This is a genomic window from Psychrobacter cibarius (genome assembly GCF_016107535.1).
In the GTDB taxonomy this organism is placed as follows: domain Bacteria; phylum Pseudomonadota; class Gammaproteobacteria; order Pseudomonadales; family Moraxellaceae; genus Psychrobacter; species Psychrobacter cibarius.
On the sequence record NZ_JABASQ010000036.1, the window covers coordinates 1 to 13,151 of the forward strand.

General features: G+C 34.7%; 12 protein-coding genes. 8 read left to right on the plus strand and 4 right to left on the minus strand.

What is annotated here, in order from left to right:
• Positions 1-109: 109 nt before the first annotated feature.
• The gene (locus tag JFC08_RS12995; protein ID WP_045445595.1) at positions 110-559 is read right to left on the minus strand and encodes a PACE efflux transporter; all 450 of its coding nucleotides are present in this window, start codon (positions 557-559) and stop codon (positions 110-112) included.
• 90 nt (positions 560-649) lie between these two features.
• On the opposite strand from JFC08_RS12995, the gene JFC08_RS13000 reads away from it, so the two are divergent.
• From JFC08_RS13000 to JFC08_RS13025, 6 genes are all read left to right on the plus strand, one after another.
• The gene (locus JFC08_RS13000) at positions 650-1,528 is read left to right on the plus strand and encodes a LysR family transcriptional regulator (RefSeq protein ID WP_087816195.1); all 879 of its coding nucleotides are present in this window, start codon (positions 650-652) and stop codon (positions 1,526-1,528) included.
• Positions 1,529-2,172: 644 nt separating this feature from the next.
• Entirely contained in the window at positions 2,173-3,063 is an 891-nt protein-coding gene (locus tag JFC08_RS13005; protein ID WP_198331011.1) for a hypothetical protein, read from the plus strand.
• A 33-nt stretch (positions 3,064-3,096) separates the two neighbouring features.
• Positions 3,097-3,672, plus strand: a complete 576-nt coding sequence (locus tag JFC08_RS13010; RefSeq protein ID WP_198331012.1) for an alpha/beta hydrolase — start codon at positions 3,097-3,099, stop codon at positions 3,670-3,672.
• 244 nt (positions 3,673-3,916) lie between these two features.
• Positions 3,917-4,558, plus strand: a complete 642-nt coding sequence (locus tag JFC08_RS13015) for a hypothetical protein (protein ID WP_198331013.1) — start codon at positions 3,917-3,919, stop codon at positions 4,556-4,558.
• Between the two features lie 74 nt (positions 4,559-4,632).
• Positions 4,633-5,373 (plus strand): hypothetical protein, encoded by a 741-nt coding sequence (locus JFC08_RS13020; RefSeq protein ID WP_198331014.1) that lies wholly within the window; start codon positions 4,633-4,635, stop codon positions 5,371-5,373.
• Positions 5,374-5,517: 144 nt separating this feature from the next.
• Positions 5,518-6,231, plus strand: coding sequence for a DarT1-associated NADAR antitoxin family protein (locus JFC08_RS13025; protein WP_198331019.1), 714 nt, complete (start codon positions 5,518-5,520; stop codon positions 6,229-6,231).
• An 849-nt stretch (positions 6,232-7,080) separates the two neighbouring features.
• On the opposite strand, the gene JFC08_RS13835 is transcribed toward JFC08_RS13025, so the two are convergent.
• Positions 7,081-7,539 (minus strand): transposase, encoded by a 459-nt coding sequence (locus JFC08_RS13835; protein ID WP_227697789.1) that lies wholly within the window; start codon positions 7,537-7,539, stop codon positions 7,081-7,083.
• Between the two features lie 669 nt (positions 7,540-8,208).
• Between JFC08_RS13835 and JFC08_RS13035 the strand changes: the two genes are divergently transcribed.
• Positions 8,209-11,661 (plus strand): ATP-binding cassette domain-containing protein, encoded by a 3,453-nt coding sequence (locus JFC08_RS13035; RefSeq protein ID WP_198331015.1) that lies wholly within the window; start codon positions 8,209-8,211, stop codon positions 11,659-11,661.
• On the plus strand, positions 11,658-12,125 hold the full coding sequence (locus tag JFC08_RS13040; protein ID WP_198331016.1) for an AAA family ATPase: 468 nt from the start codon (positions 11,658-11,660) through the stop codon (positions 12,123-12,125). Before JFC08_RS13035 ends, JFC08_RS13040 begins: the two co-directional genes overlap by 4 nt.
• Before the next feature lie 3 nt (positions 12,126-12,128).
• Here JFC08_RS13040 and JFC08_RS13045 read toward each other — a convergent pair whose 3' ends face one another.
• Positions 12,129-12,833, minus strand: a complete 705-nt coding sequence (locus JFC08_RS13045; protein WP_198331017.1) for a class I SAM-dependent methyltransferase — start codon at positions 12,831-12,833, stop codon at positions 12,129-12,131.
• A gap of 8 nt (positions 12,834-12,841) precedes the next feature.
• A partial coding sequence (locus JFC08_RS13050; protein ID WP_198331018.1) for a TauD/TfdA family dioxygenase occupies positions 12,842-13,151 on the minus strand: 310 nt, incomplete at its 5' end.

Sequence of the window (13,151 nt, forward strand, 5' to 3'; positions counted from 1 at the left end):
GATACAAGGAAGGCAAGCGAAAGTACTACAAATAGTAGACTAAGCGAGCCTGACACCGTATCTGATTTACATAGGATTGACTATAAATCTTTAGCACGGCTCATTGCTATTAGGCGACCACATCATTACGTTGAGATAGCAGATGGTTTGCTGGAATAGGAAACACATTGTCATAAATCCAGTTATAAACAAAAGCATGTACCAAGTAAAAAGTAGCCATTGTAATATCCATGAGAAAGGCTTGCCAAAGGCTGATGCCTAAGTGCCACGCAATTATTGGTAGGAATAATAACAGCAAACCACCTTCAAATAAAAAGGCATGCAACATCCGTAGTGGAACCGTCTTATGTACATTGCCACGTAGCTTCAGCATACTGTGGTCAAATAACAGGTTATAAAAATAGTTCCACAACGTCGCGATAATCGAAGCAGCCACGGCGATAAGACCTATCGACTGAATATCAAAGCCAAATAACCAGCTTGCCAACGGTACAAATATAATTAAACCTATTATCTCAAAACCCAAAGTATGACGAATACGATCTTTCACGGTGCGCATGAAGCTTCCTAGTTGAATCAGTTATTTTCGCGCCTATTGTATCTGTTAAACTATTATAACCAAGTTAGAACCTATAGGATTTTTAGATAGATGAGCCTTTCATTAGAGCAACTGCAAGCCTTTGTCGCCACGGTAGAGACCGGTTCTTTCTCAGCCGCCGCCCGTTATCTAGGCAAGGCGCAGTCTGCTATTAGCACGGCGGTGTCAAATTTAGAAATTGATTTGGACAACAGCTTATTTGTCCGCAGTGGACGCTATCCAGTCCTAACGCCAGCTGGAGAGCGCTTACTGGTAGAGGCGCGAGTGATACTAGAGCGTTGTGAGCATTTTCGCGGGGTGGCCAAAAGTCTGGGCGAAGGAGTAGAGAGCCGATTGGTACTGGCGGTTGATGAGCTGTATCCCGAAGCAACGTTGGGCGGCTTGATGGAAGAGTTTTCGCGCCGATTTCCTAGTGTGGAGCTGGAGCTATTGTTTCCGCTGATGGAAGATGTCAGCCGCTTGGTGTTAGAAGATCGCGCCGATTTAGGCATTATGTGGCGTCAAGAGATACTACCTTCAGCGCTGAATTTTCATGGGCTTGGTTGGGTGTCGATGAAAATGGTGTGCGCGCCGAACCATGAGCTAGCTCGTCAGCCAGTGGGATGGGAGGAGTTGAAACGCTATCGGCAATTGATGGTGGCAACACGTAACCATAGCGAAGAAAAAGCACGGTTGCGAATAGCATCTGATGTCTGGTGGGTTGAGAGCCAGTGGGTTATCGTTGAGCTGGTACAGCGCAATCTAGGCTGGGCATTCGTGCCTGAACATGTGGTAGCCAGTGCCTTGGATAATGGTTTTTTAGTCGAGCCAATATTGGACTTTAACGATCATGATTGGCCAGTGGCTTTAGAAATTGTATGGCACAAGCAGCGTCCTTTAGGTAAAGCAGCTGCTTGGTTGAAGTCGGCTGCGATTGCGCTAAATAAGTAATATTGAGCAGTTAATAATAGTGAGTTTTAAAGGGTCGTCCATTTATTACGGGTGTACTGTCTATAAAATTTATAATGTTGTCGATAGATTTGAGTAGGTTATAATTTTGAACGGTTTTTAATATAAGCGCTTTAGTGGTCAAGTTATACTCTGCTTCAATCCAAATTATGTTTTTAACTTAAGTATTCGATACCGCTGAGCGACAGCAGTTGTCGCCCGCTTTAATTAGACGCTTTATCTTTCTCAATTTTTATATTATAGTTACTGAGTTAGGACGTAATTCAGTCAGGAAAACAGCAACATAGAGTTAACCCTCGAGGCGCAACGCTTCACCCTATAACTTCGCTATTGCTGTTAAATATCAACACTCTGACTGGCATTAATCATTATTTTTCTAATCAACTAAACCCAAGCTACTCATAAATTATAGCTGTCATATCGATGATGGCACAGATTTTATTTTGTTAAAAATAAGTTTAAATATCCTCTAAAATCATCATTGAAACACTCATTTTGCTTTTTAACGTTGCTCTAAAAGCGGCGAATAAGCTCGGCTGAGTTAAATTTGCTCTGAGAATCAAAAAAAATTAAAAATACTACAAGCTACTGATATTCAAAATAAATTAAAAAATAAGGACAATATTATGACAAACACAACTAACACTTTTGAGCAAAAACGTATCGATAATTTAAATTGGTCAGGGGTGTCAGAACTTTCTGAATTAATTCAAAATGATTTGCAAACCAAGCAAAAGATACCGTTATTTTATCTGCATAAAGAGTCTATCGATAACTATGAAGATGATATCTACTTTGTGAATAATAGCGATGAGACATTGAGCTTTTTTGCTCCCTATGAGCTGATGAAGAGAGATTCAGATTGCTCTGAGGTAGTGGTTGCTGCCGAACCAAGTGAACGTGACATATCCCTCACTTATACCGATGTCTTGCCCAAGCAAGGCGTGAGAATTGATCGTCAACATATCATCTATAATAGTGATTATATCAATCAAATTATTGTATATACCATGAGTCGTGCCAGTAAGGAGATGTGGGGAATATGGCGTTTGAATGTGTGTGAAAAAGGCATGTTTTCGTCATCCTATCCATTGCTCTGGGAGGAGGGTATGAAGCCCTCACACGTTGTAAGTGCCGATAAACTGAATGATCCAAAAGATCGTCCTATTTTACCTTGTGTATTGCCCATACGTCAGCAGTTATACCAGCAATGGGCGGAACATTATGACCACGCGAGTGCAAGCTTGATGAGGTCTATCACCGATATGATTTATCGTTATGACTTTGGTATTGTGGGATGTTATTACAATGATACTTGGGATGAGTACAGCAGTGAGGCAGAACAAATCGCTAACATGCTGATTGAGGAGGGTGCTGATAGCGCCGATGAGGTTCTTGCGATGATGACTGCGGTCTATGACGTGTCATTTGGTGCTGGATATACGAGGATTCCTATGGATGTCGCTGAGTGCGTTTATGGTCTATGGTTGAAGTATAAAAGTAATGCTAATAAATAAAAGACACAATGATAAAAGGAAAAGGAAAAAGCCATGATGTTTCCCATTGAAAATAATGACACATTTTTACTATTCTTTCACGGTCTTGATTCAAGCAATGAAACCACTAAATATACTTGTATTAGCCGTGAGCCCAAAACCTGCCAAACCGTCAATTATCGAGATAATTTCAACGAGATTTTCGATATTTATGAGGCGTTAATTTTAGAAAAAATGAAGCAGTATCCGCGAGTGGTCTTGGCAGGGCATTCACTTGGTGGCTGGTTCGCCAATCATTTCGCCCACAAATACAATTTGCGTGCGCTATTAATAGCGCCTTGCATTTATCCCAGTGATGTTTTAGCCGATCGCATACCAGACGTGGCTGATATGAAACTGTCATTTCCGACCTCGAATACTGAGATGGTAGTAGTCATGGTTGAGGTTGATGATGAATGCTTAGATGTCGCCGTCGCCAGACGCACGTTGGTCAACTTACCTGATAGCTGGGAAGTGGAGTATTTTGAGCGTGGTCATCACCGTATCGAAGATATTTGGTATCACTTGGTTCATCTGTGCGAAGACCCCATTATCTGGATGGATGACGCGACATATCATGGTGAAGATTAAATACCATCAGCCTTGCAGTAAGGCCTTATTAATTACTATTATAAAGAACTAAAAAACTATCGTGGGTTTAACGGTTTGCCAAGTTTTTCAATAATCACTTAGCAAACATTGCAACTTCCAGCACGATATAAAACCATTCTGGTAAAGCGCATGAGCCTGTACTCCGACAAGGCTACCCATGCCTGATTTGACTTGCCTATTTGGGTTTATTTTATTTATTGTTGTCGGAGTTCAGGAGTCACTGATGTCTCATATCAATAGCCAAAATCTCAGGCCTTGCAAATATACTCATCGTTATACGCCGCGGCATCCTTTGGCAAAAGAGGCGGTTAGCCAAATAGAGAAATGTGAACGACGTTCGCAAGATATTGTCCAAGCCATGGGTTATCCGCCAAAACACATCATATCTGCCTGTAATCGTCTGCGTCATGTATTGTCTAGCGACATACTAGGACTTAATGTGACAGATATTGATAGCTACTTTACTGCTCATGAATTCTTAAAAGCACTATTATCCGTGCTCGATATAAGGTACGACACCTTTGCAGAGGATATTGCGCAAATCCAATATGACTTGGCGCATTATCCTTATCCGCTACCGCAATATCACTTGCGAGCCAAGATTTATTTTAAGTGGAGTGAGGGCGCTAACTGGATGTCGCGCGGCGTGGCTAGCAGTAAAGCTGTTGCGTATTTACCGCAAAATATTGCCAAAATGAGTGCGGCAAAGCGTGAGTTGGTGATTCAACAATGTCTGGCTGCGCATTATGCAGAATATAACGGTTACTTGCCGTATAATGGCGTGATTAACGGTTATCAACTTATCATTGAACAGAGTCATGAGATGGTTGATAGCATCGAGTATGATCTGCCGCAGTGTGAGTAGGATGTGATACATCACTCATCAATTGGTAGCATTAACATTTAACACAGCATACCCAAATAAAAAGGCCGTCCCAAATGACCGATACTAATCCTTATAACCCGTATAATTTTGCACCTTTGCAACCAACTGGTAGAAACGAGACCAATACTGCCAATACCTATGCGCCTGAAGACATGATTAAAATATATGAGCAGCAGTTTCTTATTTCAGTGCCTGAAGAAAAGCTGACCGAGTTTTTACCCGCGCTAAAGAGTTTCTATGATATTGACGATCATACGTTAGATGTCAGTGCCATTATTTTCGACGCAATCGCAGACGCCTCTATCATTTACAACCATAAAATCAAAGTGGGCGACTATCAAATACTAGGTGGATTGATAGAGGAGGCGATTGAATACGATGAAGACAGTGATGAAAATAATAAAGATGACCAAGCCACTGAAGACCTATCCGTTGAAGACAAAGACATTCAAGCCTATACACTAGAATGTAAGCGCACTTTTTTCATTAATGAGCTAGAGATACCTTATCATTTCAACTTGTTTATTTATGGTGATGGCTATTCTACTTTAACCAAAAAAGAAACCGTGCTAGAAAAAATGTACTGGTTCGTTAGAGGGAGATTTGAAGAGAGTCTATTAGACGACACTGAAGATAATGACAGTTTAGACTCGATCAATGAGCAGCTAGCCAGTTTGGGTATTCGGGAAATGGATTTGACCACCATAGACGAAGTAATAAGCTATGTGGAAGACAGTATCATAGATGATGCCATGGTAGAGGCGCTTAACAAGTTATTAGATGCGGCTGAGTAGGTAGCTATCCGTAAAATTGATGTCAGGACAATACGTTTTAACGTCAGTTTTTATGAGAGCAGTTATATAAGAATATTTATACAAGATCAGTTATAAAAGACTATTGATATAAGGCACATTGCTATGCAACAAACACAGAATTCTGTGGATCAAAGACAAGATGCTGTAGAACACAGACCCGTATTTATGCCGAGAACCAACAGTGACAATCTGGTAAAAACAGACATGGTTAGGTTTGAGCGGCATGTGGGGTTTGCCAGTCGCCAAAAGAAAAAATCCATCAATGATATGCATCAAGTCATTCGCAAAAAGTATGGCTTTAGTCATGTCCTTGAGCTATCGAGCAAGTCTGGTAATAAATTGAGTTTTCCGCTGAGTCCATTGAGCTTGAAGCTAACAAATGAACAAAATGGGCAGCAGTACAGTGTCGAAAATGCCTTTCAAAGCAGTATGATTTTTGAGGATGGTGGCCCCTATACTGACTTGTTAAGTGCGCCGCCAAGACAAGCCAGAAAGGACGAGCGCTTAATGACCTCGGGTGAACTGATTGGCTATAATTATTTTGGCATGGAGTGGAGCGTAGAGCCATTGACCACATTTTATGATTGGCTCTATGTGAATGCCCTAAAGCAAAACCCGCATTTGCATGAAGAAGTTATGCAATATCAAGCCTTTACGGATCGTGAGTTTAATCCTAAAAAGTCTATCCATTGTGCGGCTTATTCACTGGCGATGTTTGTGGCGCTCAATAAACGCGAGTTGCTCGATAATATTGAAGACCCCGCAGTATTTTTTAATCTATATCATGAATTCAAAATAAGTAATACTGAGCAGCTTTTGGAAGCGGGTTGGGTTTGATCGTTAGAGCGGTAGTTTACGCGGTAAAAATTATCAAGATAAACTTATGATATGCTAATCAAGTGACTTTATGATATATGAGAATAGCCAAGCTTGTCTTGGCTTTTTCATGTCTAAAAAATTTTCATGCCTAAAAAATCAAGCACCTTAGTCTGGTTGATTTTAGCGTTATATATTTCAACAGAACGCTTATTACTCTTAATTATGTAGATGTGATATAAACTTACAAATACTAGGGCATGTCCTCATTTTAAAAATGGCGATAAAAATGAGATAAATTGCAGTCAAACAAGGAAAATAGCGCAGATAATATCGAGAGATTAAGAAGCTATTTGACGCCGTTTGGCAAAATTTAGCCATTTTTAACCCATTTAGATAACTATCGATTGAATTGAGGGCACGCCCTAAATATGACTATAACTCTAGAAAATTAAACAAAAAAATCCTTACTTCTTATTTAAGGAGTGGGGATTTTAGTGCTTTTTTAAGCCATATTTGGAGCGGGAAACCCCAACCTTGGCAATATTGGGCGACTATTTTCTATAAAGTTTATAAAAATGATATCAGCCTATAGGTATTTATGTCAAAGGGCTAAGGTTTTTTATTTAATTTTAATCTTCTCGTACTATAAGACAAAATAATATATGACTCGTAATATAGTCACCGTCAATTGACAGTGTTTTGACCCCTAAATAGATCATGTTTTTTATCAGAAAGTAATATATTATTTATATCAAACAAAGTATTTGATCGCTTTGGGTTTGTAGTTAGCCTCTCCTTCCTTAGATTACTCTTCCAAAATTAATAATAGTCTCGTTACTCAACTGCTATGGAATCTATATAATATAGTCAGTTCAAAATAAAATTGTTATAGTCAGGGAAAATGTCATAAAATAATTTAGATAAGTAATTTTGCATCCAGCCTTGGCGCAGAAATCTTAATCGTGCCCATTTCTTATCAATAGGCTTTAGATTAGGGCTATATGGTTGCAGCCATAGGATACGATCGCCGTGCCTGTTCAGTAGTTCTTGGATACGTTTGCTTTTATGAAACCGAGCGTTATCTATGACAATCACGCATTTGGTTCTAAGACTTGGAAACTGCGTGTGTTTGCACCAATCGTAGAATATTTCATCATTAATATTTTTATCAAAGTAATATAATGCAAAAAGCATCTTTTCATATAAAGCACCAATGACGTTGGTTCGCTTTTTACCTTGCCAATTGTAGCCATCAATACAAGGCTTACCAATCGGTGCAGAGCCATAAGGATGAATACTTTCGTGATCAAAGCCACTTTCGTCCATATAAATAATGGAATAGCATTGCTGCTTAAAATTATCAAGCTTCCTCTGATACGCCGCTCTTTTTATTGGACACGTTTTTGGGTGCTCTAAGGTATTTTTTTTGACTAATGCCTAGGCACTTTAGGGCATGATAAACGCCTGTTTTACTATAGTTTAAACGACGTGCTCGCTCATACTGGTAATCATTAGCATATTCTTTGACAATACTAAGTAGCAAGTTATCTGGTATTTTATAGGGCTTAGTTTGCCTGGTGTTTTGCTATGCACAAGTCTCTTAGTTGGTCTGAGATTATAGAACTCAGCCGCTTAAGCAAAGGTCACACCTTCATCTATACTTTTGAGAACTTGCCTACGAAAATCTATTGATTAAGTCATGATCTTTATGGTAATAATTGGATTTGATAATTAATGTATAACAGTTTTAACTGAGCTTTACTATAAATTTGTGTAGATACTCATAACCGCTAAATAATGAGTTACTAATTATATTTGCATGAGGTATAGTCATCTACTACTAACTTAATGATTAGTTTGTAATTATTGTATTCCAAAAAATATTCAATAAAGAGTATTCTAATCTATGAATCACTCTATATTATGTTATGTATAGTCTTATATACTTAAAAAATGGCTAGATTTAGAGATTAACTTGCTGTTGGAGAATTATTCATGTTTGTCTATGGTGCAAAAGAAAATAACTTGAAGGATGTAAATGTCCAAACTATAGACAAAGGTATTGTCACAATAGTAGGTCGTAGCGGTTCTGGAAAATCTACTCTAATATATGAAATTTTCGGATCTGAGTTGGAAAGAAGAAGCCTTATAAATAAGGATGGGGAGTATTATTACAATAACTTCCATAGGAAAGATTTTAATTATCTTTCTGATGAAATAAGTAACGTGCAATATCTAAGTCAAAAAAAGAATCAAGCTATTGAAAGTTCTAGTGTTTTTACTTTTTCAGGTTTAGCCGATACAGTTAGAAGATTTTGGATTAGAGAGTCTGTTATAGAATGCCCAAGTTGTAAAAAGCCTATTTTTGAAAACAACTTGGAAGCAGTAAAAAAATACCTAGAGAAAAACAATATAAACGATATTTTTAATTTAGATAAAAATGGAAATTATTACTTTGATGTTGATGATTACAAAATAACAAAAAAAGAGCATGGTAGTAAAAGATATAGTAAAATAAATATAGGTAGTGTGGATGATAAAAACTTTCAGAGTTGTGTATTTAGTACTGACAAAGAAGTACATAATTTAGATCACGAATTGATATGTGATTATTGTGAAGATATAACCTTAAAGAAAAACAAATCCTTATTAATCAAAAATTTTGATAGTCCTTTTTCTGGAAAATGTGAAGCCTGTAATGGAGATGGGCGGGTAGCTAAACTCAATGAAAATAGCTTACTTAATGAAGAGAAATCTGTATTAGATAGTATAAATATACCTTTTGATGGAAAGTATTATAAATATATTTATCTAAGTAAATCAAGCCTCAAGAAATTTCTAAAAAAAGAAGGGATACCTGATAGTATTAAACTAGGTGAGCTTGAAGAAAATAAAAAATCTTTATTTAAAGAGTATTTATATGAAAAAATAATAAGCCTTAAAAACAAAAGTCTTATAAATTATATTAAGTATTCGGATTGTGATAAATGCAATGGCACTGGATTTAACAGTAGTGCTCGTGCACTTAAAATAAAAAATATTGATATCTACGACATAGAAAGCAATGATATTCTGTTTTTAGAAAAAATAATCAAAGTATTTTATCCTAATGAAACTCAGCTAATAAATTACATTAATTTTTTTAAAGATATTTCATTGGAACAATATAGATTAAGCACACCATTAACAGAGTTAAGTAATGGAGAAAAACAAAGACTAAGGATATTAAAAAGCATAACGCTCGATACAACTCAACAGATGATGGTGCTAGATGAACCTTCTTCGGGATTACACCCTTACAATATTTTTCAGCTTATAAGTGTTATTCAAAAAGCATCAATAGATAATTTGGTTGTAATGAGCGAGCATTCTCAGTTATTAGTTAACAATTCTGATCAAATTATTGAGCTTGGTAGTAAAGATAACGGTAATGAAAGTATAGTTCTATCAAATAATAAAGTTGTTTCTAGTTCATATAGAAACAGTTTATTTAATAAAAATAAAGATATAAAGTATAACCATATTTATATAGATGATCTAAATATAAATAACGTTAAGAACCAGAGTATCTTTTTAGCTGAAAACGCTATAAATGTTCTAACAGGTGTGTCAGGATCAGGTAAGACTTCTATCCTAACTGCAATTAACTACTATCTTGATAACCAGACTTTAGGAACTAAATCAACTAAGGATTTAGAATATATATATCTCGATTCAGAACCAATGAGTCAATCAAAAACCTCAACTTTGGCTACTTTCTTAAATATTAATGACTATATTAGAGATTTTTTTAATAAAAAATTTAAATCTAATCAACAAATAAAAAAATCATGGTTTTCTAAAAATACAGCTGAAGGTAAATGTAACTTTTGTTTCGGTGCTGGTGTTATTAATAATAAAATATGTTCTTTCTGCAATGGTGAGGCTGCCAGCCCCAAAGCTCAACTGCTCAGGATAAATAATAATAATATTTATGATATTTTAAATATACCTATATATAAAATTAAAGAGTTAGATATATTGAATATATATAAAAAATATCCAATGGAAATAGATAACTTAATCGATTTCCAACTAGGTCATTTGAGCTTAGGTAGATCTGTAAAAACACTGAGTGGTGGAGAAAGTCAAAGGTTAAAGCTAAGTAAGTTTTTATCTAGCAACATCTCAAGTGATAATTTAATTGTTATCATGGACGAACCTACTGTGGGTCTGGGTAAGAAAGAAATTCTAGTTTTAATGGATAAATTAAGTTTATACCAACTTCATCATAAAACCACCTTATTATTAGTTGAACATAACCCATATGTTATTAGTCAGGCGAATAATATAATAGAAGTAGGGCCCTATTCTGGTGTATTGGGAGGCAAGATTACTTTTAATGGGTCGTTCAATAATTATTTACTATCAAAGAATACACATGTTGACCTACTAAATAGGGAGTATTTTGTAAAAACAGAAGAATATATAAGTATTGATGATGAGAGCTTAAGTAACTTACTAATAATGAGTGATGCAGATAAATCATATTTTTATAATAAGTATTTTTTACAATTAAAAATATATTTTGATAATATCAGTATAGAAAAACTAGCAGGATATATATTTAATAATTCTATCGATAGCATACCTGAAGACGATTGTTTAATAAATCCTTTTGTAAATGCTGTTTATCATTTTCAAAAGGTCCCTATAGAATATATAAATAAGATAATTGACATACTAGTTTTTATTGGTGTTGATAAGTATTACTTATTAACAAAAGATAATGTTGTTTCAAAAGCGAACGATATTAAAAAAATTAATAATAATAATAATTTGTTTAATATCTGGATTGATGTAGGAAGAGATAAAAACACTATTAAACAGCTAGCAGGTGGAGTTTTTTTTAGTAAGAGTAAAAAAATGATAATAACCAATAGAGTATTTTATCATTTGAAGGATAATACAGTTAGTCCACAGTTAATAGACGCAGAATCAATTACTTTATCCAACTTTATTTGTAAAATGTGTGACTTACATAAATATGTTTCAAGTCATGCTGCGTTGGAAAGTATTCGCGAAAATCCATCTGGTAAATTGATTGAAAATAAGCTTGTTTTAGATCTAATTCCATCTAATCTACTAAAGTTCAAGATAAAGCCTATATTTAAATATTTACAAGAGCAGAATATTTTTGATTTTGATACAGCTTTATCTGAGTATTCTGAAAAAGATTTTGATTATATATTATACGGTTGTACTGATAGGTTTTATCCAACGAAATCATTACTTAAAAGAGATTCAATAGTTTGGAGAGGATTAGTTTTCTACGTGGAATATAATAATGATATTTCTGAAAGGGCATGTCCGAAATGTCAAGGAGTAGGCTTTAATCGTTCTATTAAATACATTAAAAGTAATAATTTATATTTTGATAGTTTTATAAAAGTAAGTGCTAATATATGAACATTATAATACTCGTGGGTGCACCAGGTAGTGGCAAGTCAACATACCTTGATAAACTAAAGCTAGATGGTGTACTTATTCTAAATGATGATAACTTGAGAGAAAGTATCTTTGGTTTTGAAAGAACCTATGATATAAGACAAAAGTTATATGTACTATACATAGAGCTTTTAAACGAAGCTTTAAACGATAAAAGCTTTAATAAGGTATTCTTGGATAGTACATTCTTTAATACTAGAGAAATGAGAGCTGACTTATTTAAAGAAATAAGTAAAAATGAAATTTCAGATTTAAAAATCAATGTTATATATAAGAAATCTAAACTAGAAGAGTGTATAATCAGAAACAATAAAAGAATACCTAATAGAGTAGTTAAAGAAGATAAGTTAATAGCTCTTTATGAAAGATTGGAGCCACCATCACTTTCTGAGAAATATATCAGCAATATCATAGAGTTATGTTGACGCTCAGTGGTATAAACCACTATTATTATTCAATAAATATTTTTTTGGAGGTAAGTAAAACATAAATATATATTTGTGATTCATTGTACTATTAACTAATTCAGTAAGAGAATTGCTAAATTCTCTAGTTTCAATTGGATCATATGTAATAAATCCTGATAAATCCATACGTTTTATGCTTACTCTAAAACCTGCTTTGAAAAAAATGGAAGCAACCTGGTCTATGGAGTAGTCGTTTACTGGATACTTTTCTTCTTTAGCAATTATTTCTCTTCTATGGCTCCATAAGGGGTTTTCTATATGGCAACCCATAGTTGCTATATAAAAAGACTTGGGTTTTAATATTTTTTTAATGAGCTCTGCATGCTTATTTAAATCATGCAGTGTGTAGAGTACTTCTTGTGAAAATATACAATCAAAATATTCTTCGTGCTTTTTATAATCAAATATTTCAGCATCAAAAAAATTAATTTTCTGTGTTTCTACTGATTTTTTTATTTTTTCTGAATCTATATCTATTCCAATTGCACGATTAACAGGATATTGACTGTCAAATAAATGAAGAAACTCTCCAGTGGCACAACCAAAATCCAAAATATTTTTATCATTAATATTCCCTTCTAGATATTTAAAAGACTCAATCATCTCTTCCCAAAAAATATAATTAGGGTTAAAGTTACATATCTCTAGTTTTCTCAAATAATCCATAAGCAGCCTTAATACGCGAAGCTCACGTATATTTCTCTAGTTTCAAAACCTTTTGGAGTAAGTAAAAATGAGCATTCACTCCTATCATGTAAAGTTGTTTTGTTATTAAATATAAGGATATCATTTTTCTTAATTAAAAATTCTCTTTTAAAGGTTTCGCATAATCTATTAAACTTATATAATAATTCCAGTTCTATTAGTGGTTGAATGCTACCATTTATATGATAAAAATACTTTATGCGGTTTTGATCATAAATTACTCTAAATTTACCCTTGTCGTTATATAAAATAGGGTGCTTAGTAGTAATAGGTTTTTTA